Here is a 21,690-nt window from a genome sequence, read left to right on the forward strand (position 1 = left end):
ACGACAGAACATACCGCGTGACCAAATCACTTCAAGTCACGCATCAGCAAAGCGAACTCAGCCTCATGATCACTTAGTTGGTGTCCCGGACAGGGAATCCGTACCACATGACCTGAACCAGGTGCCACGTCACGAGATTCACCTTGAAGACCTTCCATCGCATCCAACTTAAAGCGACGATTACCCGCAGGTGTCATCAGCTCAACCGTATCACCCAACTCAAACTTATTCTTCACTTCAATTTCGAGCCAGCCATCTTTAGGCATCCCTTTCACGTCACCCACAAACTGCTGATGAACCCCGACAGAGTGCCCACGCTCATAATTCTGATACTCATCATGCACGTGGCGGCGATAAAACCCTTCGGTATAACCCCGATTGGCTAAGTTCTCTAACGCATCCATGAGATCCATATCGAACGGACGCCCGGCAACAGCATCATCAATAGCCTTACGATAAGCTTGAGCCGTTCTGGCCACATAGTAGGGACTTTTGGTTCGGCCCTCGATTTTGAGAGAATCGACACCAATCTCAGCCAACCGTGCCACGTGCTGAACGGCCCTTAAGTCTTTAGAGTTCATAATGTAAGTACCATGCTCATCTTCATAGATCGGCATATACTCACCTGGACGACTGGCTTCTTCGATCAACGCTGACAGTTCTTCCTGACCATCAGTACCCCCTGAAGTTTGACTGCCTTTGCTGCCCGGCGTCCAAACCCCACTACTATCGGCCTGAGCCGTCGGAATCAGATCACCAGTATCATCAGTCGTGGTCTGAATGGTGTTGTAATTCCAACGACAGGCATTTGTACAAGTGCCCTGATTAGGATCACGGTGGTTAAAATAACCTGAGAGCAGACAGCGACCAGAATAGGCGATACACAAGGCGCCGTGAACAAAGGTTTCAAGCTCAATATCGGGGCACTCCTGTCGCACCTCTGCAATCTCATCAATGGAGAGCTCACGCGATAGGATAATGCGGCTTAACCCCATTTTTTCCCAGAATCGCACCGCCGCATAATTCACGACATTGGCCTGCACCGACAAGTGAATGACCTGATCAGGCCAACGTTCACGAACCATCATGATTAACCCTGGATCAGACATAATCAGGGCATCAGGCTTCATCTCAATAATAGGGGCCATATCATCAAGATAGGTACGCACTTTGCGGTTATGAGGTGCGATATTACTGGCCACGTGGAAACTTTTTCCCCGTGCATGGGCATATTCAATGCCTCGCGCCAAGTTCTCCAACTTAAAGTCGTTATTACGAACGCGTAGCGAATAACGCGGTTGTCCGGCATAGACCGCATCAGCCCCATAAGCAAAGGCATAACGCATATTGACAAAAGTACCAGCCGGGGACAGCAGTTCGGGGCTTTTCATTCAGAAAAATCCTGATATCTTGAATACGTCGGTCGACCAATACTTGACTAACTTGGTCGGAATCGATGTATTTTAGCATACCCACATCCCGCTCCAAGGGGTTAATCACTTGTATCCACAACCGATTGCCTGACAACCACTCTTTTAGTGACTCAATTATCGATTATGACTATCTCCGAAAATCGCTCCCAAGAGTCTCATCGTTGTCGCCCAGGCTGCGGCGCCTGCTGCATTGCCCCTTCAATTAACACCCCCTTTATGGGCATGTCTGAAGGGAAACCAGCTGGAACGCCTTGTATTCATCTTACAGTACAGTGGCAATGTGCCATTTTTGGCCAGCCAGAAAGACCGAAGACCTGTCGTGACTTTAATTTTGACCTATCAGTGTGTGGCTCAGACCGTGATCAAGCGCTCGATACCATTCAAGTACTCGAAGTGATGACAATGCCTGGATAAACAACTGATCCGAAGTCTCTATAAGTCCAAGCGCTTTATTATTTATAGCGAGCACTGATCTTTTAAGGCCAACCGATAGAACAAGCTAATTAACCAGCAATGACAATTAATGAGAAAGCAGATCTTTACAGAACAAAGTTTAAAACAAGCAAAGCGTTAAGTAGAACAGAGCACCACTCGCACCCAATTGATCAGTAGTTTTGAATATAAGATCACATTATTGTCAGCAGGTACGCGATAAGGTTATTAATGACAAACAGACACATTTGAACGCGGTATTCAAGCGAAACTAGCAGGTATGAGGCCTCACACTTCAAAAGCGTTGCGCTCAGCATCATAAGACTCACCTGATTCACATCAATAATTTATTCGATATTTTTCAATAACCACAGAAGCCATCAAAACAAACCGTCATAATAACGGAATCATCACTCAGACATTGATTGCACGTGATCAAGGAGCCCGGTATGCAGGCACTAAAGAACATGAAGCTTCGAACTAAATTAATTTTAATGGTGTCTGGGCTTTTTCTGGGCGTCATTTTGATCGAGGCGAGTGCCCTATCCAGCCTACACACCCAACTGTTGGATGCACGTAAAGCAAAAGTCAGAGAGCAGGTTGAAGCGGCTTATACGCTTGTACAACACTATTACGAGCAGCGCCAATCCCTGGGCGAAGACGTTAGCAAGCAAAGAGCACTCGATGCGCTGCGTGTGTTGCGTTATGGCGATAACGGCTATGTCTGGATCAATGATATGCAAGCCAAGTTGGTGCTCCACCCGATGAAGCCAGATCAGGAAGGTCGGGATATGAGCCACGTAAAAGATGGGGCGGGTAAACTGCACTGGCAAGCCATGATCGACACCGTCAAACGCACGGGTAAAGGCTTCGTTGACTACACCTATATCGGACCACAGTTCGATACTCCGCAAGATAAGGTGTCGTATGTTAAAGGGTTCACCCCATGGGGCTGGGTCATTGGTAGCGGTGTATTCCTCAGCGATGTGACCCATCTGTTCTGGCAGAGTGCTCTGAAATCATTAGGCCTAACACTTGTCGTGCTCATTATCAGCATGGGGCTTATTTGGTCATTGACTCGTTCGATCACCTTTTCTGTTAACCGCGTTCTCACCGTGGTACGCCGTGTGGCAGAAGGCGATTTAACCCAAAGAACTCATGCGACTCGTCGTGATGAGATTGGCGAACTTTCTCGTGGCGTTGATCAAATGACCAACCACCTCACCGATCTCATGAATAACATTCAACAGGCTTGCCTCAATTTACAGCAAGAAGCCGATAGCCTGAGTGCTAGCAGTGAACAAACTCGCAGTGCGATGCGCCATCAATTTGAAGAAGTGGATCAAGTCGCTACCGCGATGAATGAGATGAATGCCACGGTACATGAAGTGGCCTCACATGCCAGCGATGCATCTGACGCCGCGAATCATGCCAGCGAACAAGCAGAGCTGGGACACCGCGATGTGGGACGCAGTATTGATGCAATGCAAAACCTGGAAGCCAGCGTCAACCGAGCCGATGCCGCTATGCGAGACCTGGAAAACCAGACCAGTGAAATTGACCAAGTGGTCGAAGTCATTCGGAATATCTCGGAACAAACCAATCTTCTAGCACTGAATGCAGCGATTGAAGCGGCTCGAGCCGGTGAGGCAGGCCGAGGATTTGCCGTTGTCGCCGATGAAGTCAGATCACTGGCTCAGAGAACTCAAAGTTCAACTGGGCAAATTCAAGAAATGATCCAACGTCTCCAAGATCACGCCCGAACAGTCGTGGAAGAAATGCATCAGAGCCAAGAACAGGCCAAAGGAAGCGTCAAAGTCGTTGAGTCCGCTGGCGAAGACTTGCAGCACATTCTCAACGAAGTGCAACGCATTAACGATATGAATGCACAGATTGCCACCGCCTCAGAAGAGCAGTCGGCTGTGGCTGAAGAAATCAATCGTAATTTAACATCAATTCATGGCAACTCAGAAGAAGCATTAGATGCAGCAAGCACGATTACTGAAGCCAGCCATCATTTAAAAGACGCCGCTGGACAGCTTTCAACACAGGTTAAACGATTCAAGCTGACGTCATAATGCGTTAACCTTGATTGAGTCGAACACTCGAAGATTGAGCGGGGGTGTCATCATAATGATTGAAAAAAGGCCCCCTGCCCTCACCGCTCCAACAAAATATTCTTTAAGTGAATCAATCTGCCCCCATATTGTCTCATTAAAGTGGAGTACAAACATCAGCATGGCCAAATGTGGCCAATAGCAGTGAATACTTCCACTGAGAGACTTGGTAAGGGACAATGCGATGGGCGAATGACGCTGGCTGAAAACACTAGACATTAGCCGCAAACACAAGCATTGTGCCCCTAATCATCAGGTTCTCATTTTAGCATTCAATGAATGGAGGTAGACGGGATGCGCTATCAGGTGAACTCACAGACGGATACCCGCTCCAGGGTCATGGACAGTGAGGCCCGCAAGGTCTTGACCAATACTTACTGGTTGCTAGGCATGACACTGGCGTTTAGTGGCTTGGCTGCTTTCTTCGCTATGTCCACAGGGCTAACCATGCATCCGATCATCTTTTTAGTCGGAGCTTATGGTTTGATGTTCCTCACCCATAAACTCTCTAATAGCGGTTGGGGCTTAGTCTCAGTCTTTGCGTTTACTGGCTTTATGGGTCTATCGTTGGGCCCCATTATCAGTGCCTATTTGGGTGCAGGCATGGGAGATGTCGTCACCACGGCGTTATCTATGACCGCACTGGTCTTCTTCGGATTATCGGCAGTCGCACTGATTACCAAGAAAGATTTCAGCTTCTTGGGTAAATTCCTGATGATTGGCTTCTTTGTATTGCTTGGGGGGATGATTGCTAGCTTCTTTATTAGTGGTCTGCACCTCGTCATCAGCGCTGGCTTTGTGATCTTTGCTTCAGCAGCGATTCTGTTTGAGACCAGCCAGATCGTACATGGCGGACAACGTAACTATATTCTGGCCACAATCAGCTTATTTGTGGCAATTTATAACCTCTTCCTGAGCTTGTTAACTTTGTTGGGAATGGGTAGTAACGACTAACGACAACATTGTCGTGAGTGATCAAAAAAACGCCCCTGCGGGGGCGTTTTTGCATGCGACGGACTTCAACGCTATGGCATCTTTTATCATTAATGTAATGGGGGCACCCTATACGAGCCAAGCCCCACACTCTGCACTACGCTTCGCTCGAGCCGCCCTAGCCCAGGGCCATACGATCGTACGCGTTTTTTTCTACGCCGATGGTGTTCACACTGGCTCAGCCCTAGCCTGCCCACCTCAAGATGAGCCCCATATTCCCCAACAATGGCAAACACTGGCTGAATCAGAACATATCGAGCTTGTAATCTGTGTTGCAGCAGCACTGCGTCGCGGAATCATTAATGAAAGTGAAGCCAAAAGATACGGCCTGACGCAATATAATTTACGTTCAGGATTTTCTCTAAGCGGCTTGGGACAATGGGCGGAAGGTATACAAGTCGCCGACCGAACGATCACCTTTCAAGCGTAAGTGATCGATCTGAATCGCCAGACCCAGGCACCATCCCGATATGATGAATGCCCGCAGGTTACGAAAGACACACTTATTTAACTGCTAACGGCTATAACGACGACTATGACGGCTTCAAAGAATCACTTCGATGTGCTGATGATTATGCAGCACCCGCCTTTAGCCAACAGCATGCCCCGCGAAGGCCTCGATATGGCCCTTGTCGCAGCCACTTTCGGACAGCAAGTGGCCTTATTGTTCGCAGGGGAAGGCATCTTCCAGCTTCTGCCAGGACAAGCCCCCGAGCAACTGGCATTAAAAGGAACGCATCGTATGCTAGAAGCGCTTCCTCTTTATGATATTGAAAGTGTCTTTGTTTCTGAACCAGACTTAAGTAACTACCGGTTAGACGCTCAGCAATTACTGCTATCGCCCCAGCCCAAAAGTGCTCTTGAAATACAACATCTGATTGCATCGAGTCGAACAGTCTTCAGCTTCTAATATATCCGAATATTCCAATAACAGATCAAGCGCTAACCCCAAAAGAGAATCTAATGACCACGCTCCATCAAATCCACCGCGCAGATCGCCTGAATCAGAATATCGTTCAATGGTGGCAAGCCGATGATACGTTATTGCTGATTGAGGGCGCTGTGGTCGCATTGACGCATGCTCAATGGCGCCACGGTCTACCTGAGGGCATTCGAGTCGCCGCCCTTAAAGATGACATCATCGCTCGAGGCCTACCGCTCGACAACCTACCCCAGGACGTCACTTTGCTCAGCGACCAAGATTGGGTTGCATTGACCATACAACATGATCGCGTTCTCAGCTGGAGTTGATTGATGACCACACAGCCGACACCTCATCTCGACCCCGAAGGCCACCTCCTTCACCTCGAAGACTGGTCACCCGAAGTGGCCCAATGGCTTGCATCCGAGAGTGGGATTACCCTCACACAAGCCCATTGGGAAATCATTCAAACGCTACGGGACTTTTATCAACGTTATGATATGGCACCCGCTATGCGACCTTTGACCAAAGCGATCAAAGCACAACATGGCCCAGACAAGGCTCGCAGCATTTATCTAATGCAGCTATTTGGCGAAAGTCCCGCACGAATGGCAGCTAAAATTGCCGGCCTTCCCAAACCGGATAATTGCTTATAACGGCTCAACATCCAGAGTAAAAAACCACCACGCCTCAATATGAAATCGCCAAGATTTCAGTTCATTGAACTTTATCCGCTTCATCAGTCCAATGAGGTTATGCAAGCGCCAAGCGCTTGAAGCAAACACCATGGTTAAAATCAGGAGTGATGATGACCACACAAAGACAGCGCATCGTACTGGCCCAAAGACCACAAGGCACACAGGCCCAGAGCATTTCCGCCTGGAAACTCAAGACATTCCCGCATTATCGCCGGGGCAGATTAGAGTCAAAAACCAGTTCCTCTCGCTTGATCCTTATATGAGAGGGCGCATGAGCGATGCCCCCTCTTACGCCGCACCGGTTGAAATCGGCGAAGTCATGGTGGGCGGCACTGTCGGCCTTGTTGAGGAAAGCCAATCGAGCCACTTTAAAGCAGGCGATCAAGTGGTCACTTTTGGCGGCTGGCAAAGTCACAGCGTGGTACCAGAACAGATGGCGCAACGCCTTCCCCCGGCGTTAACACAACCGTCCCTGGCCCTCAGTTCCCTGGGTATGCCCGGCTTTACCGCTTATATGGGGCTGACCGATATCGGTCAGCCCCAACCAGGAGAAACCATCGTCGTCGCCGCAGCCAGTGGCCCCGTCGGATCAGTAGTCGGTCAAGTTGCCAAACTTAAAGGCTGTCGGGTCGTCGGCATTGCAGGTGGTGAGGCTAAATGTCGATATGTTCAAGATGTGCTAGGTTTTGACGCCTGTCTTGACCACAAAATGCCAGACCTAGCAGGACGCTTATCACGCCATTGCCCTGATGGTATTGATATTTACTTTGAAAATGTCGGCGGTCGAGTGTTCGATGCGGTGTTGCCATTATTGAATCCCAAAGCACGTATTCCACTCTGCGGCTTAGTGTCACAATATAATCAATCGGCACTCCCAAAAGGCCCAGACCGTATGGGCCAATTAATGGGGCAACTTCTAGTGAAACGGGTAAAAGTACAAGGCTTTATCATTTTCGATGATTATGGCCACCGCTATGGCGAATTTCTGGACAAAATGCTGCCCTGGGTACAAGAAGGTCGAATCCAAATGCGTGAAGATCATGTACAAGGGCTCGCCCAAGCCCCCGAAGCCTTCATCGGCATGCTCTCAGGACAAAATTTTGGCAAATTAATCGTCGATCTATAAATCCTGGCGCAAATGCAGGGCTCAACCTGCTTTGAGATCAAGAAGCGTAAAAGAAGTATTGAGTAAAATCATGGCGTCCTCTGCGTATAATCCAGAGGACGCATTGATTTTGCGTGAATTTCTTGTCCTAATGGAAGTACCTGAAAGATTTGGATCAACGCACAGGACTCCCCATGACAGATAACAAGCTGGTCGATAATCTCAACGTCATTTCACAAGACCTGCTGATTACCCCTGACCGCCTTAAAGACAAGATTCCTCTCACCGCCAACGCTCAGCAATCAGTGATGGAAGGCCGCCAAACGATTCAACGGATTTTGGATCGGGAAGACCCTCGCTTGTTTGTTGTCATTGGCCCTTGTTCTATCCACGATGCCAAAGCCGCCAAAGACTATGCGGAACGCCTCAAGGCATTGGCAGAAGAAGTCAAAGATACGCTATACATTGTCATGCGGGTCTATTTTGAGAAACCCCGTACAACGGTCGGCTGGAAAGGCTTAATCAACGACCCTTATTTGGATGACTCCTTTGAAATTGAAGAAGGTCTCCAAATCGGCCGACAGCTCTTGGTTGATCTCGCCGATATGGGGCTACCGCTGGCAACTGAAGCATTAGACCCGATTTCTCCACAGTATATGCAAGACTGTATTGCTTGGTCTGCCATTGGCGCCCGCACCACAGAGTCCCAGACTCACCGTGAAATGGCCAGTGGTTTGTCATGCCCAGTAGGCTTTAAAAACGGTACCGATGGCAGCCTGGATGTAGCAATCAACGCGCTCCAATCGGTCGCCCACTCGCATAACTTCCTAGGGATCAATAATGAGGGGCAGGTGGCGATTATCCGCACCAAAGGCAATGCTTACGGCCATGTTGTATTACGGGGAGGCAATGGCAAGCCCAACTATGACTCGGTGAGCGTGGCCCTGTGCGAAAAAGACCTTCACAAAGCCAACACCTGCAATAACATCATGATTGACTGCAGCCATGCGAACTCAAACAAAGACCCAGGCCTACAGCCACTTGTCCTCGACAATATTACCCACCAAATTAACGAGGGCAACCTCTCCATAGTGGGAATGATGATCGAATCCAATATCGGCTGGGGTAACCAGAAAGTACCCGAAGATAAAAGTCAGCTCAAATATGGCGTCTCGATCACAGATGCCTGTATTGATTGGCCCACGACAGAAGAAAGCCTGAGAAAAATGGCCAACAGTCTCCGTGACAAGCTGCCTGAGCGGATGAACCAAGCCAAACAAACCTGTTTACCAAAAGCGTAATCGCACTGATCATTCAATCCATATTGTATGAATTGAATTTGAGCCACCCCATGTCGCGTTAGGTGATGCGCCGTGAGGCGGCTCAAATATTATCGTAATCCTTTAACTTATGAAGAAAAGGCTCTATTGAACAAGAACAAGAAACGAATCCGCCTGATTAATAGCCCCGATCACGATCTACCACCCCATCCATAGGCCTCCCCTGAAGCGTTCGCTGAATATTCGCAGCAACCTGCCGTACGGCTGGCTCAATCAAAGTCGCCGCAGCAATATGAGGCGTTACAACAACACGGGGATGGTGCCAAAATGCATGTGTCTCCGGTAAAGGTTCTTCATGGAACACATCCAGTACTGCACCACGCAGGTGCCCACTATCCAGTAGCGCTAATAGCGCCTCATCTTCAATCTGGGCACCTCGTGCGACATTGATTACCACAGCCCCTTGCGGTAATTGAGCTAAAGTCTGAGCATTCAATACACCTCGCGTTGATGGCGTATCCGGCAGCAAGCTGACGAGCACATCAGAACGCGCTAACAACTGCTCAAGCCCCTGATCACCACTGAACACCTCAATACCCTCAAGGGTGACGGGCTGTCGTTTCCAACCCGCGACATCATAATCCATCTTGGCTAAACGATGCGCGACCGATTGACCTAAAGCGCCTAACCCCAAAATACCCACACGAACTTGCTCTGCCTCTCGTGCATCATGCTCCATCCATTGCGCTAATACTTGTTGCTGAGCATAACGATCAAAATCACGCTGGAACCGCAAAATAGCCCATACAATATACTCAAACATCTGCCGAGCCATTCCGGCATCTTGCAATCGAACCAAGGGCACCTCGGCGGCAAGATCATCACGATTCAAGAAAGCATCAACACCTGCCCCAAGCGCAAAAACAGCCTCAAGATGAGGAAACTGATTAAACAAACAAGACTCAGGCTGCCAAGCCGCCACCCATCGGATCTGCTCAGGTTCAAAGTCGTCACCAGGCCCAACGATGCGTATTTCCGGCAATGCCGATCGAAAAGCCTCGATCCATTGATGACTCTGTGCGTGCGCGTGCAAATACAGCATGAAAGGCTCCTTGAATAATCTCTAGGTTCGGCAGGGCTAACTGCCTTACGACCCCAAGAGAGGCATAAAGTGAGTCAACTTGTCAAACTAGCAGCTTTTATGCATAATGATAAGTTATGAATAACAGAAAATATGATAATTACCCAAAATTAAACTCATCACTGGTTTTTCACATTGCCTTTGCCGGTTTAGCACTGGCGGTCATCGCCATTGGGCTTAACTAACGCAATGCCCCCATGCCCCTCACGGGTCGACCCTCACCCTCTAAAAGTGCATTAGTCACCCAACAATGAAAGCGGCCCAACACGCGCAACCACCCGTTGCCAAGCCGGGTCAGCCTCGACTTTTTGCAGAAAGGCCCTAATTGAGGGGGCATTTGATCGGGAATCACGAGCGGCCATCGCTTGCACAGCAAAACTCATTTGAATGTCTGCCGGTGTTGGCCATTGGGCCGCAAATTGTCCATCAAAACGTGCTAAATGGGATTCAATGAACTCTCCATGGCGTTGGATCTGAGGCTGTAAAAACTGCTGTTGAACGCCTTGGCAAATACCTTTGGCAATAGGCTTGAGCCACCAGGGCATTTTTTTTGGAACGGTTCGAAAAACGAGTGTCATCACGAGTAAAGGCATTAAAGAGCCCTCAGCATAGTGCAACCAGTAGCGCTGATTCAGCCACTCATGACTGCCGACTGTGGGCTCAACCCACCGATGCTCGCCATAACGTGCCATAACATAGTCGACAATCGCCCCGCTCTCAGCAATCACCAAATCCCCATCTTCCAAAACTGGCGACTTGCCTAAGGGGTGAACCTGCCGTAGGGATTCTGGCGCCAGCATTGTCTTGGCATCACGCGGATAAGTGACGACCTCATACTCTAACTCCAGCCACTCGAGTAACCACAACACACGATGTGAACGTGACTGTTCCAGATGATGTACTTTCAACATATAAGGTGTCCTGTCGTTTCGTTGGGCCTAAGCCAGATGGAGGTGCCAACACTGTACTGGCGCCACAGCTCATGACGCCACCCTTAAGTCGATCAAGCAAGCACTAACAAGTAAGCACTCACTTGCGATGACCAATCTTGTGATACCCAATCTGATGGTACCAGAGCAGAATTCAGCCCTTTCATCAAAATCAGTGGCGGTCTCCAGCTTAGCGTTAATCCGGATTAAACGCCTATCCTAATCAAGTGATGCGCTTTTACGCTTCTACCGGGTCTGCTGCACAAAATCGCTGATCACTTCGATCCATGACTCAAAAAAAGGCGTCCAAGTTAAACGACTGGTCGGGGGGCCCGACTCTCCCGATTGCCAAGCACTGAACCATAATTGATCTTTAGAAAGCTGTAAGCATTGCTCTTGACTCATTCCATGAGGCTCAATACACCGTGAAAGCGGGCCTTGCTGACCATAAAGAGGATTATCCTGGCTGAAGTTCAATGACATGTGAGAAATATTTAAAATATGTGAATCCGGAAAATAACCAGCCCAAGCCCACATCTTCGTCTCATCCCACCAGTCAGGCAATACTGAACGCTGATCATAAAACATGATCCAGCGGCTGTTTTTCATGTCAGCACTTCGCTTAAAGTAAGTGGCTAAAACGTCAACATTGATCACCGAGTCTGATTCGGCCGTAAGCATCAGTACCGGGAAAGGCCAAGGCCCTTGAGAAGATAGTCGTGACTGAACCTGGTCAAGTACCACACCCACTTGTGCCGCCGCATTCATCGCAAGGGATTGGTACTTTACTGGGTTTAATTCTTCTTTTGTTTTAACAAAATCGACGAACCAAGCGGCCACAGGAGTTAACCACAAATAACGCTCAACAGCCCCCTTAAGAGCCCAGGCAGGCGCCACCGTGATAAGCCCTGAAACATCATCAGGATGCACCAAAGCCCATGACGTCACTAAAGCGCCGCCCGTAGAAAATCCGCCTAAATAAATAGGATGACCTGTGTCCTCGACCAGCTCACGAGCTTTTATCGAAACACTCCGCTGCCAATCTTTTGCATTAGCCTCAACCATATCGCCCGGCCGGGTACCATGTCCCTGAAGCAAAATAGTACGCACCCAAAGACAATGTCTCTCAGGTAATGCACCAACCAGCTCACGGAACACATAAGGTGAGTCATTCAGGCCATGCACCCACAGCATGCCGCGAATCTCACTTGGCCTACAAAATGCCGCAGGGCGCCGTTCAAACGGTAGGTTCCATTGCAATTGGGCCTCATGATCAAACCCAGCGACAGGAATACGATAGCGTCGCAAATGCGCTTCAACATAAGACACATAATCATCAAAATTAAGATCAGGCTGAGGCGTCAGTTGGACAGGTGCGGGCCGATACCGAAAAGCGGGGTTCACGCTGGGAGAAGAAGCAGCAGGCAAAACGGAATGATCAGAAGATGAAGGGGTAAAAGAACGACAGGCCGACAAACCTAGACAGGAGATCACCACAGCAACCAGAAACCAATAATGCATAAACGCTCCAGGCTCATCCTGAGTAGGCGCATAATTGAGATCAGGGCTCACACCTAACAATCACTCCGAACAGCAATCGCCATATTCAATGAGAAGGCGGCGTTGAACCTGAAGAAGCTTGTTTCCATACCCGTTGCCATAATGTCATCCCGCCTCGGCATCCACCTTTCACGCCCCACCAAAGTAATGCCCAAAAGCCCCATACCAAAACGGCAACAAGTAATGCCCATATCAAAGCATCGATCGTCAAGGGTAATGTCGGGGAATAAATCTCCAAAGTCCGTTTGGCGATATGCACATCCAGCGTTTTGATGAAGTGCCAAGAAGATAAAAACGTCGAGGGATCAGAGAGCCCATTCCAAGCCTGCTCCAAGTGCGCTTCTCGATTCAGCTCTTGTTGCAAAAGCTGTCCCTGAGCGCGTAAGACCGGCATCTGACTGCGTTCTAATGAATCAATAAAACCTGAAAGCCCTTGCTCTGAGAATTGTTCAGTCAATTGCCGATAACTATTCAGCCAACGCCTAGATTCATCCAGATGACCACCAAGACGCTGTCGATAAGCCTCTAAAAAGCCCGGCCATTGCGCTCCGAGAACGGCACCTAAAACAACCAGAACACGATCAATAAACCCTGCTAGCATCAGGCCGACGGCGTTCCCCCATCGCATCAAACTGGATCCTTAGGCTCCTCAACAGGGGCCACGTCATCAGGTAGCTTCTGAGGTGTATCTTCGCGAAAACAGATTTCGACAAAGAACTGTCCCGCTTCAGCTTGGAAAGGCAAAAGGATCGTCGGTCCTCGGTTACTATGCTGGATACGATAGCCATTATTGCCAGATAGAATCACCGGTTGAGACAAATAAAAATTATATCCTCGCTCGGCCAACAGACGCTTAGCCCCGCCTGTCACCATATTGGTGATTTCACCAATTAAATCTTCAACCGTATCGTCGATCTCGGTCAACCGTTCGCCCAACATCCGAGACACTAAATCCAATGCCACGGGTTTGGAAAATGAAATCGCAAGAGAGCCCGCAGTTTGCTCTCCCATCAAATCAATAAAGCCAGTCACCACACCACGTGCCACATCATCCTGTTTGAGTGCGGCACGGCCTAACTGAGGCTGCATATTAGCCATAGTACGCAGTACATTGAGCACAGCATGCAGGAAGGGATTGACGAAGTCAGCACGCATTAGATATTCCTTATTTCATTGTGCACCGAGGTCATCTACAGGATAACCCATCAACACCAGTTTGTTTGCACTGCAATAGCGTATTTTCGTTACAGCATTAACTCAATGCAGCCTGGAGATACACCATTTGACGCTCACCACTGAGGGCTGTCTCACAGACCTCACTCATACACCCGACTTATGAAAAACAATCAACAACATCAATAATACACCTTCGCATCCGAACCCCATTAGACTCCGAACCCAATTAAACATAGAAACACGCAACAGATATGAGTCAATATTAGACTACAACAGGCATGACATCTCCCCAGAGCGACTGGATATCGTCTACCTTGCATGGGAGAGCCAAGAAGAACAAGTCCGGAGGACTATTATGACCACTTCATTGACAGAATACCCACTTTGGCAGCCGAGTCATCAATATATCCAGCATAGCCAAATGCAACGATTTATGGATAAAGCTAATCAGCATTATGGCCTGAACCTAACCCACTACGATGACTTATACCAATGGAGTGTCGAACATCATCAATCTTTTTGGGCTATGGTATGGGAATTTGGCGGCGTAGTGGCTGGCGAACAAGGTGCCAAGGCACTTATTGATGAATCTAAAATGCCAGGAGCTCAATGGTTTCCCGAAGCCCGCCTCAATTTCGCCGCCAATTTATTGCGTCATCACGGCAACAAAAATGCCATTATCAGCCTGCAAGAAGATGGACAGCGAACTTCACTAAGTCGGGATCAACTCTATCAACAAGTGGCCCAGCTCGCACTGGCTCTAGTCAAAGCCGGTGTGAATAAGGGAGACCGGGTGGCGGGCTTTGTGCCCAACTGCCATTATGCCGTCATTGCCATGCTTGCCAGCGCCAGTTTGGGCGCAATCTGGACATCCTGCTCACCAGATTTCGGTTTTAATGGTGTACTGGATCGCTTCGGTCAAACAGCGCCCAAAGTTCTTTTCGCCTGTGATGGCTATCGCTACGGCGGCAAAACAATAGATACCCGCGACCGGATAGCCCAAATTGCGACCTCTTTACCGAGTCTGGAACAGGTGGTCATACTGCCCTACCTCTCCCCGCAGCCCAACATCACTCAAATTCAAAACGCGGTTCACTGGGATGACTTTATCTGTCGAGAAGCTCGCGAGATTGATTTCGCCGAACTCCCTTTTGATCATCCGCTTTACATCATGTACTCATCAGGCACGACTGGCGAGCCTAAATGCATCGTGCATGGTGCAGGGGGCACGCTGCTTCAGCATTTAAAAGAACACCTTCTTCACACCAACCTCTGCGCAGATGATGTCATTTTCTATTACACCACCTGTGGTTGGATGATGTGGAACTGGCTGGTATCAGCGCTGGCCACAGGGGCGACGCTAGTGCTATTTGATGGTTCACCTTTTGAACCTGAGCCAAAACGCTTATGGGATATGGCAGAACAAGAAGGCGTCACTGTGTTTGGCAGCAGTGCCAAATATATCGCCGCCTGCGAGAAAGCCGGGTTAAAACCGATAGCAACCCATGACTTATCAAAACTAAAGGCGCTCTTGTCTACGGGCTCGCCTCTGGCTCACGAGTCATTTGATTATGTGTATCGTGATATCAAAGAAGATGTACTACTCGCCTCGATTTCAGGTGGCACCGATATTGTTTCCTGCTTTGCTCTAGGCTGTCCCATTCGCCCCGTCTACCGCGGAGAGCTGCAGTGCCGTGGTCTAGGAATGGCCGTTGAAGTATACGATGATGAGGGGCACCCAGTATCACAAGAAAAAGGAGAACTGGTTTGCACCAAGCCCTTCCCCAGCATGCCCATTGGTTTTTGGAACGACCCTCATGGCCAACGTTATCATAGTGCCTATTTTGAACGTTTTCCGGGGGTATGGGCCCACGGTGACTATGCCGAAATCACGGCCCATGACGGCATCATTATTCATGGCCGTTCTGATGCGGTATTGAATCCTGGTGGTGTGCGTATCGGTACTGCTGAAATTTATCGACAAGTCGAAAAAGTGGATGAAGTTCTCGAAGCATTATGTATTGGGCAAGAATGGCAAGATGATGTCCGAGTGGTGCTCTTTGTTCGTTTAAAAGAAGGCTACACACTGAACGAAGATCTCAGCCGAAAAATCAAAGACACCATACGCGCAGAAACGACACCACGTCATGTGCCTGCTCGAGTCATTCAAGTCGCCGATATCCCTAGGACATTATCGGGCAAAATTGTCGAATTAGCGGTACGTGAAGTTGTTCATGGCCGACCGGTTAAAAACAAAGAAGCGCTGGCTAACCCTGAGGCACTCAAGCATTTTGAGCAACATCCCAAACTACAGGATTGATCACATCAGATCAGGAAGAATAAGAGGGTTCCGGAAATAAAAAGTGTCGTAAATAAAAACACGGCAATAAAACAACAGGCGTGCCTATATCAGCTGACAAGATCATGCCGGCATGATGAAATGGAACAAGATTGAAATCAAAACGGCTGCAAACAGAACCGCCGACAGGAGAATCTCATGCCCATGCTGCGTCGACGGCGCTGGCTATTAATTGCCTTATTATTGCCACTATTACTGCTGCTACTGGCAATACTCAGCAGTAATTTGTGGATACCACGTTTATTGACCTATCTTGGGCAAGATTGGCAAGTCAAAGTTGAGCAGAGTGATCTACAGCTCTGGAAGGGGCGTTGGCAATTATCAGGCTTACAGGCGGGCCGCAGCGAAACCCCCATCACCTTAAGCCGAATCACACTGGATTGGTCTTGGGCTGATTTGTGGCGCCAACGCTTGAGCATGGGGGTTCAACTGGGCGATATTCATTTACCGCTAGATCCCGATGCACTCACACTAGGTGGCTGGACAATAGCGCAGTGGCAAGCGCCACTACAAGCGGAACAGACAGCCCAAGGCCCAACAGACCAGGGCACAGAAGTTGATACAACACCGTCCAATAAATGGCAGTTCAAGTTAACGGGCTTCGAACTTCAACAGCTCGCCATAGAACTCCCAAAAGAACGATGGCCCGAGGCGCCCCTGTTAACCCCACTCAGCACAGGAGGATGGGTGAGCACCCATCCAAATGATCCAGTGCCCTTCCATTTAACGCTGTTACAGCACCCAGAGGCTTATTTAGATCTCCAAGGTGAAGTTCGCCTCGCCACGTTAAAAGGCTCGGGGGATATCAAATTCCATCACCTTGATCTCGCACCATGGCTGAAGAAATTCACGCTCCCCCTCGAACAAGGCCTTTTGGATGGCAATCTCAATGTACAAACACAATGGTTAGCCCCCTCTCAGCAAGCCTCGGTTCAAATCAAGTCAGACCTGAAGCTAAGCCAACTGTCAGGCCACTTTCCAGCGCCCCTTCAGCAAGCCCATCTAGCCCAACTGAGATGGCAAGGGCAAGCGCAATGGACACCTCAAGACAATGATGTCCTCCAAATACAAGGGCGTCTCAGCACACAGGCTTTTCAAAATGAAATCAGTCAATGGGGAGCCGCTTCTTGGGAAGGTCGCAGCCGTTGGAATGGGCAAACCGAGGCTGGACTAAAAAGCATTGATATTGATGGCGTATTAACCGCTCATGATTTAAAAACACGGTATGTCGTCGATCAGCAGCCGATCACAGGACAGCTCGATACATTGCACTGGGCTCAGCACCATGCATCTGGCACCCAGGAGTTCTCCGGTAGCTTACGTATTACCGGGCTTAAAACAACGGTAACACCAGCCGCATTGAGCTTGAATCAAATACAGATTCCACACTTCCAACTAACCCCGGAATCACTCGATGTGGATCAGATGGCCCTGGAACAACTCAAGGTCTACCCCGAAGATCAAGACTCAGCGTTGCATCAACTTGACCAAGTACAACTTCAGCAGATTCAACTGAATTGGGTCCAGCATGAGGCCAAAGTTGAGGGCATTCTTTTAGGTGCAGCCCATCATGAACTGACTTTAAATGCCCAAAACCAGTTGATTCCCTGGCAACCTTGGGCGACTCAATGGCAATCACAATTCAATAGTGACCGCCAACCACAGCCCGCACCAACTCAGCCACTGCAGTCAGACAGTACAACAGCGGTCACGGCGACTGAAAATGAAGCCACTGATAATCGTACAGAGACAGCGCCATGGCACTGGCAAGTTGGCCGTATTCAAATCACCGCACCGTGGCAAATCAAACTCAATAACCAGGCGCTCAAACGTCCCTGGCAAACGCAACTTAGTATCGATAAAGCCCACATAGGACCACTCGACTCAACGCAATCCCCCGCTAACTTCGATATCGACGCACGCCTGGATCAGGAAGCCCATATTCAACTCACGGGACAATTCCAACCCCGTGACCGTCATACGACGTTGAATGCCGATATTAAAGGGCTCGATGCAGCTTCCATCACACCCTATAGCGAAACCTATGCAGGTCTAGAGATCAATAATGGACGCTTCAATGTCGATGTTTCACTCAAACAACAAGGTGAAGCCATAGAAGGGCGCGCCATTGTAGATCTCTATAGTCTAGACGCAAAACCTATCTCAGAAGCTGACGCGAGCCGTCTAAAGCGCTTGCTCAATATGCCCGTCAGTAGCTTGATTGACGTGCTTGAAGATGACCAACGACATATCCATCTGGAGCTTCCCATTCACAAAACAGCCAACAGCACCAATGTCGGCTTATCCGATGTCATTTTATTGGCCACTCGAAGAGCGGCAGAGCAAGCGACGATGTTTTATTTAGGCCAAATGCTGCAACCTTGGGCGACCGTCTATACCGTGGGTAAGTTTGCTTATAACCAAACGGAGAAAATGCTCCGAGTAGATTTACCCCCACTGGCCTTTACGCCTGCGACAACGGCATTAACCTCTGCCCATCGACAGTACCTCGATCAAGTCACACAGGTGCTGAATGAACGTCATTCTCTCGGGTTACATTTATGCGCGGGTATTGGCCAGCAAGAAGCACTTCTATTAACAGCATTAGCCGACCCGGCTCAGGCAACAGATAAGACAAAAGCACTCATTCAAGCGCTTCAACCGATTGAAGAAGCCCGCCAAAACCTCGACAAAGCACCCAAAATCAAAGCTGAAGCCACAGCCAGCGAATGGTCACGTTTACGGATGCAACACGCTCGAAGCGCGCTGGTTGATCGAGGGATTTCACCAGAGAGGCTGTTCTTTTGCACCCAGCCAGGCCAACAGCAGCCCCAAGAAGAGAGTCACCTCACGATAAAACTTCAGGACTAAAGGGCAGCCGATGCTCATCACATAACAGCGTCATCACATAACAACGCCATCACAACACCATTACCACAACATGCTGATTAACCCTTCGGGGGCCCCCTTCCCCGAGAGGTTAATCAGCACTAACGGCCGACGGTCCTAAAACGCTTATGGAAGTGACCCTGAGCATCGGGTGAGAGCCAAGCTCGCAGAGGTTCAATGAGGGGATGATCATGAGATTGCGCTGAGACCCAACCGTTGAGCGACCATTGCCAGGTGTTCAGCTCAAGCTGCCGTCCAGAAACCGACATCTTCAGCGTATCATCCTCTTGAACCATCGCATCTAGCGACCAACGACTATGCTCGAGACACCCCAACGCAACATCAATACGCGGAAACAATTCCTTATGTTGTCCCGGCCAAACAATCTTCAAGGGAGTCCAAGCGGTCTGGCCCTGCGTAACTTTACGACACTGAACGCCCATCCCAGAGACATCCATTTGGCCTTCTGCGATACCGACCAGCTGCACGCCCCAAGCGCGAGTATCGATCCATCGCATATCACCATTTGAGAATATTAAGCGCCACCGGTCTCCACCTTGCCAATCGAGATGCCCAACCCAGGGCGATGCTTGAGTAGTCCCCAGCTGCCAGTTTAATCGCTGATGCCAGGGATCCAACTGCCACTGCCAAGGACCAATGCGCGTGCCCAAAATCATCAATTGCGACGCCGTACCAGACCACAAAGAACCGGTAACACCATGAATGCGCCAGCCGGGAGGTAATTGTTGATTCAACCAGGGTGTCCACATCTTCAACGGCCAACACAACACCAGCCCTAACAACAACACACTCGCAACAGCGACAGCTAACAGCCATTTAAGATAACGCTTCGTCATACGTTCGCCGCGTCATTTAAGGCCTGAACAAATTCTTCGACTGAAAGCGCACCCTGTAACCAATGATGTTCATTAATAATCCAAGCCGGTACCGAGGTGATGCCCATCTCATGCAGACGTTGATGATTAGCCTGCACCGCATCTCGGCCTATATCACTATCAATAATGGCTAATGCTTCTTCGGTATCCAACCCCGCTTGCACAACCGCCGTCAGTAACACTTCCGGAGAGCAAGGATCATCGCCATCTTCAAAGTAATGTTCAAACAGTGCTTCTTGAAGCGCCGTTTGAGCCTCTGGCCCAGCAGTCGCCCCGGCCCATAACAGTAAACGGTGGGCATCAAAAGTATTATAAACTCGCTTTACCCGCTCATAATCAATCGGAACGCCCACCAGCGCAGCTTGCGCTTCAATTTCTTGTCGTACCGCTTGGCGTAATGAATCATTGTGCGCTAGCACACGATACAAATAATCTTCAAGTAACTCACCGCCCGATGGCATATCAGGGTTTAACTCATAGGCATGCCAATAAATCGTCGCATCAACTTGACCTTCCAGTTGTTTCAATGCCTGCTTAAGCGCGCCATAACCGACATAACACCAAGGACACACAATGTCAGACACAATATCAATACGCAGAGCAACGGCAGCCATGAAACGCTCCATTCATTATCTAAAGAAGGCGGGAAAATTAACCCGTATATGATCCGCCATCACTTGGGGGTTGACCAGTGTCGCGAGTATTTTTTTGCAGATCCCCCATAGTCAGTGCCATGGCCTCTATCTTCGCCCACCCAACGCCGATCCATATCCTTTCAGAATCTCAAAACCTCTTAAGTACACTCGATAAAGCCTGAAAAAAGACCGCAAGCTTGGCAGGTGGTCGTGACAATGCCCGGAGCAGATAAATATCATCTTCACGCGCTGCAGGGTCGGCAAAAACGGTGACAAGCTGGCCACTGGATACCGCATGCCCAGTGACCCAAGTCGGTAAATAGATCAGCCCTATTCCCGCTAAGGCAGCTAAAAGCTGTGCTTCAAAGTCATCACAAGCGAAGACCTGATTGTCTGTTATCTCAGGTATAAAGCCAGCAGCAGCAAGCCCGCGCCAACATTGCTCAGCAGGGTCGTGACGCTTATCGATCAACCGATGCGCAGCCAGCTCAGCCAAAGTCGTGGGATAACCTCGACAATGCAAATAAGAGGGGCTAGCACAAATAGACCAACACTGAGTCCCTAAGCGTTGAGCATAGAGTCGACTGTCACTAAGCGGACCAATGCGAATCACCCCGTCTAGTCGCTCACGCACAGGATCAGTCAACCGTTCACTCAACTCTAACTCAATGCGTAATGCCGGATACTGTTCGAGCAAAGTAGATAACAATGGCAAGACATGATGACGGCCAAAAGTGGGGAGGCAAGCCACCCGGAGCACACCTCTAGGCTCACCACTCAATGCGGTGATTTCAGCACGCAAATCCACCAACTCATCCAGTAAAGAGGGCGCTCGCTCAAGCAATAACTCACCGGCATCAGTCAGTGCTAAACCACGTGTGGAGCGCGCGAAAAGCCGCATGCTGAGCGCGGCTTCCAAGGCATCAATGGATCGCATCACCGACGACGGGGCAATGCCTCGACGAGTGGCCACAGCTGAAAAGCTTCCCGCTCGAGCGACGGCAATAAAAACTGGTAAGTGTTCAGCATAAGCAATAGAGGTCATATTTTGCATTCTACGCAAAAGTATTGCGCCTTGGCGAGACGTTCTATATCGACACCAACGCTCCTAACATTGCTCGAGCG

At 49.4% G+C, this 21,690-nt stretch carries 20 protein-coding genes; 11 read left to right on the top strand and 9 right to left on the bottom strand.

Features of this window, described 5'->3' with window-relative positions; translation table 11 throughout:
• Window positions 1-26: 26 nt before the first annotated feature.
• Window positions 27-1,391, bottom strand: coding sequence for a prephenate-dependent tRNA uridine(34) hydroxylase TrhP (gene trhP / locus BFW38_RS09190; protein WP_068998118.1), 1,365 nt, complete (start codon window positions 1,389-1,391; stop codon window positions 27-29).
• Window positions 1,392-1,556: 165 nt separating this feature from the next.
• Between trhP and BFW38_RS18180 the strand changes: the two genes are divergently transcribed.
• The 9 genes from BFW38_RS18180 to BFW38_RS09230 all read left to right on the top strand — a co-directional run bounded on the left by BFW38_RS18180 (window position 1,557) and on the right by BFW38_RS09230 (window position 9,001).
• Window positions 1,557-1,847: a YkgJ family cysteine cluster protein gene (locus tag BFW38_RS18180; RefSeq protein WP_084004560.1), complete on the top strand. Its 291-nt coding sequence runs from the start codon at window positions 1,557-1,559 to the stop codon at window positions 1,845-1,847.
• A gap of 467 nt (window positions 1,848-2,314) precedes the next feature.
• Window positions 2,315-3,943 carry a methyl-accepting chemotaxis protein gene (locus BFW38_RS09195; RefSeq protein ID WP_068998121.1) on the top strand — a complete coding sequence of 543 codons (1,629 nt, stop codon included), beginning with the start codon at window positions 2,315-2,317 and terminating at the stop codon, window positions 3,941-3,943.
• A gap of 333 nt (window positions 3,944-4,276) precedes the next feature.
• On the top strand, window positions 4,277-4,936 hold the full coding sequence (locus tag BFW38_RS09200) for a Bax inhibitor-1/YccA family protein (protein WP_068998123.1): 660 nt from the start codon (window positions 4,277-4,279) through the stop codon (window positions 4,934-4,936).
• 73 nt (window positions 4,937-5,009) lie between these two features.
• On the top strand, window positions 5,010-5,405 hold the full coding sequence (gene tusD, locus BFW38_RS09205) for a sulfurtransferase complex subunit TusD (RefSeq protein ID WP_069000346.1): 396 nt from the start codon (window positions 5,010-5,012) through the stop codon (window positions 5,403-5,405).
• A 105-nt stretch (window positions 5,406-5,510) separates the two neighbouring features.
• Entirely contained in the window at window positions 5,511-5,885 is a 375-nt protein-coding gene (gene tusC, locus BFW38_RS09210; RefSeq protein WP_068998125.1) for a sulfurtransferase complex subunit TusC, read from the top strand.
• Window positions 5,886-5,938: 53 nt separating this feature from the next.
• Window positions 5,939-6,226: a sulfurtransferase complex subunit TusB gene (gene tusB, locus BFW38_RS09215; RefSeq protein WP_068998127.1), complete on the top strand. Its 288-nt coding sequence runs from the start codon at window positions 5,939-5,941 to the stop codon at window positions 6,224-6,226.
• Window positions 6,227-6,229: 3 nt separating this feature from the next.
• Window positions 6,230-6,553 carry a TusE/DsrC/DsvC family sulfur relay protein gene (locus BFW38_RS09220; protein ID WP_068998129.1) on the top strand — a complete coding sequence of 108 codons (324 nt, stop codon included), beginning with the start codon at window positions 6,230-6,232 and terminating at the stop codon, window positions 6,551-6,553.
• Between the two features lie 130 nt (window positions 6,554-6,683).
• The gene (locus tag BFW38_RS09225) at window positions 6,684-7,721 is read left to right on the top strand and encodes an NADP-dependent oxidoreductase (RefSeq protein WP_245686125.1); all 1,038 of its coding nucleotides are present in this window, start codon (window positions 6,684-6,686) and stop codon (window positions 7,719-7,721) included.
• Between the two features lie 173 nt (window positions 7,722-7,894).
• Window positions 7,895-9,001 carry a 3-deoxy-7-phosphoheptulonate synthase gene (locus BFW38_RS09230; RefSeq protein WP_068998131.1) on the top strand — a complete coding sequence of 369 codons (1,107 nt, stop codon included), beginning with the start codon at window positions 7,895-7,897 and terminating at the stop codon, window positions 8,999-9,001.
• A 157-nt stretch (window positions 9,002-9,158) separates the two neighbouring features.
• Here the strand turns inward: BFW38_RS09230 and BFW38_RS09235 are convergent, their stop codons facing one another.
• The 5 genes from BFW38_RS09235 to BFW38_RS09255 form a co-directional block, all read right to left on the bottom strand.
• Window positions 9,159-10,082, bottom strand: a complete 924-nt coding sequence (locus BFW38_RS09235; protein ID WP_068998137.1) for a 2-hydroxyacid dehydrogenase — start codon at window positions 10,080-10,082, stop codon at window positions 9,159-9,161.
• Window positions 10,083-10,357: 275 nt separating this feature from the next.
• Window positions 10,358-11,032, bottom strand: coding sequence for a glutathione S-transferase (locus tag BFW38_RS09240; RefSeq protein WP_068998139.1), 675 nt, complete (start codon window positions 11,030-11,032; stop codon window positions 10,358-10,360).
• A gap of 264 nt (window positions 11,033-11,296) precedes the next feature.
• Window positions 11,297-12,571 carry an alpha/beta hydrolase gene (locus BFW38_RS09245; RefSeq protein ID WP_084004561.1) on the bottom strand — a complete coding sequence of 425 codons (1,275 nt, stop codon included), beginning with the start codon at window positions 12,569-12,571 and terminating at the stop codon, window positions 11,297-11,299.
• A gap of 85 nt (window positions 12,572-12,656) precedes the next feature.
• On the bottom strand, window positions 12,657-13,238 hold the full coding sequence (locus BFW38_RS09250; RefSeq protein WP_068998141.1) for a DUF2937 family protein: 582 nt from the start codon (window positions 13,236-13,238) through the stop codon (window positions 12,657-12,659).
• Window positions 13,238-13,765 carry a chemotaxis protein CheX gene (locus BFW38_RS09255; protein ID WP_068998143.1) on the bottom strand — a complete coding sequence of 176 codons (528 nt, stop codon included), beginning with the start codon at window positions 13,763-13,765 and terminating at the stop codon, window positions 13,238-13,240. Before BFW38_RS09255 ends, BFW38_RS09250 begins: the two co-directional genes overlap by 1 nt.
• Before the next feature lie 376 nt (window positions 13,766-14,141).
• Between BFW38_RS09255 and BFW38_RS09260 the strand changes: the two genes are divergently transcribed.
• Together BFW38_RS09260 and BFW38_RS09265 are read left to right on the top strand one after the other, a co-directional pair.
• Window positions 14,142-16,106, top strand: coding sequence for an acetoacetate--CoA ligase (locus BFW38_RS09260; protein WP_084004562.1), 1,965 nt, complete (start codon window positions 14,142-14,144; stop codon window positions 16,104-16,106).
• A 177-nt stretch (window positions 16,107-16,283) separates the two neighbouring features.
• The gene (locus BFW38_RS09265; protein ID WP_068998145.1) at window positions 16,284-19,016 is read left to right on the top strand and encodes a DUF748 domain-containing protein; all 2,733 of its coding nucleotides are present in this window, start codon (window positions 16,284-16,286) and stop codon (window positions 19,014-19,016) included.
• 119 nt (window positions 19,017-19,135) lie between these two features.
• Here BFW38_RS09265 and gspN read toward each other — a convergent pair whose 3' ends face one another.
• The 3 genes from gspN to BFW38_RS09280 form a co-directional block, all read right to left on the bottom strand.
• The gene (gene gspN, locus BFW38_RS09270; RefSeq protein ID WP_068998147.1) at window positions 19,136-19,891 is read right to left on the bottom strand and encodes a type II secretion system protein N; all 756 of its coding nucleotides are present in this window, start codon (window positions 19,889-19,891) and stop codon (window positions 19,136-19,138) included.
• Window positions 19,888-20,544, bottom strand: coding sequence for a DsbA family oxidoreductase (locus BFW38_RS09275; RefSeq protein ID WP_175400959.1), 657 nt, complete (start codon window positions 20,542-20,544; stop codon window positions 19,888-19,890). The genes gspN and BFW38_RS09275 overlap by 4 nt, the downstream gene beginning before the upstream one ends.
• A gap of 169 nt (window positions 20,545-20,713) precedes the next feature.
• On the bottom strand, window positions 20,714-21,619 hold the full coding sequence (locus tag BFW38_RS09280) for a LysR family transcriptional regulator (RefSeq protein WP_245686207.1): 906 nt from the start codon (window positions 21,617-21,619) through the stop codon (window positions 20,714-20,716).
• Between the last annotated feature and the right edge of the window lie 71 nt (window positions 21,620-21,690).

This window comes from Terasakiispira papahanaumokuakeensis (assembly GCF_001709345.1).
In the GTDB taxonomy this organism is placed as follows: Bacteria; Pseudomonadota; Gammaproteobacteria; order Pseudomonadales; family Halomonadaceae; genus Terasakiispira; species Terasakiispira papahanaumokuakeensis.

What these genes read in the sequence shown, in the direction of transcription:
- BFW38_RS09200 (WP_068998123.1), top strand. Translation starts at nt 4,277, where the DNA reads ATGCGCTATCAGGTGAACTCACAGACGGATACCCGCTCCAGGGTCATG.
- BFW38_RS09235 (WP_068998137.1), bottom strand. Translation starts at nt 10,082, where the DNA reads ATGCTGTATTTGCACGCGCACGCACAGAGTCATCAATGGATCGAGGCT.
- BFW38_RS09195 (WP_068998121.1), top strand. Translation starts at nt 2,315, where the DNA reads ATGCAGGCACTAAAGAACATGAAGCTTCGAACTAAATTAATTTTAATG.
- BFW38_RS09260 (WP_084004562.1), top strand. Translation starts at nt 14,142, where the DNA reads ATGACCACTTCATTGACAGAATACCCACTTTGGCAGCCGAGTCATCAA.
- BFW38_RS09250 (WP_068998141.1), bottom strand. Translation starts at nt 13,238, where the DNA reads ATGCGATGGGGGAACGCCGTCGGCCTGATGCTAGCAGGGTTTATTGAT.
- gspN (WP_068998147.1), bottom strand. Translation starts at nt 19,891, where the DNA reads ATGACGAAGCGTTATCTTAAATGGCTGTTAGCTGTCGCTGTTGCGAGT.
- BFW38_RS09245 (WP_084004561.1), bottom strand. Translation starts at nt 12,571, where the DNA reads ATGCATTATTGGTTTCTGGTTGCTGTGGTGATCTCCTGTCTAGGTTTG.
- trhP (WP_068998118.1), bottom strand. Translation starts at nt 1,391, where the DNA reads ATGAAAAGCCCCGAACTGCTGTCCCCGGCTGGTACTTTTGTCAATATG.
- BFW38_RS09275 (WP_175400959.1), bottom strand. Translation starts at nt 20,544, where the DNA reads ATGGCTGCCGTTGCTCTGCGTATTGATATTGTGTCTGACATTGTGTGT.
- tusD (WP_069000346.1), top strand. Translation starts at nt 5,010, where the DNA reads ATGGCATCTTTTATCATTAATGTAATGGGGGCACCCTATACGAGCCAA.
- BFW38_RS09280 (WP_245686207.1), bottom strand. Translation starts at nt 21,619, where the DNA reads ATGCAAAATATGACCTCTATTGCTTATGCTGAACACTTACCAGTTTTT.
- BFW38_RS09265 (WP_068998145.1), top strand. Translation starts at nt 16,284, where the DNA reads ATGCCCATGCTGCGTCGACGGCGCTGGCTATTAATTGCCTTATTATTG.
- BFW38_RS09240 (WP_068998139.1), bottom strand. Translation starts at nt 11,032, where the DNA reads ATGTTGAAAGTACATCATCTGGAACAGTCACGTTCACATCGTGTGTTG.
- tusB (WP_068998127.1), top strand. Translation starts at nt 5,939, where the DNA reads ATGACCACGCTCCATCAAATCCACCGCGCAGATCGCCTGAATCAGAAT.
- BFW38_RS18180 (WP_084004560.1), top strand. Translation starts at nt 1,557, where the DNA reads ATGACTATCTCCGAAAATCGCTCCCAAGAGTCTCATCGTTGTCGCCCA.
- BFW38_RS09255 (WP_068998143.1), bottom strand. Translation starts at nt 13,765, where the DNA reads ATGCGTGCTGACTTCGTCAATCCCTTCCTGCATGCTGTGCTCAATGTA.
- tusC (WP_068998125.1), top strand. Translation starts at nt 5,511, where the DNA reads ATGACGGCTTCAAAGAATCACTTCGATGTGCTGATGATTATGCAGCAC.
- BFW38_RS09230 (WP_068998131.1), top strand. Translation starts at nt 7,895, where the DNA reads ATGACAGATAACAAGCTGGTCGATAATCTCAACGTCATTTCACAAGAC.
- BFW38_RS09220 (WP_068998129.1), top strand. Translation starts at nt 6,230, where the DNA reads ATGACCACACAGCCGACACCTCATCTCGACCCCGAAGGCCACCTCCTT.
- BFW38_RS09225 (WP_245686125.1), top strand. Translation starts at nt 6,684, where the DNA reads ATGGTTAAAATCAGGAGTGATGATGACCACACAAAGACAGCGCATCGT.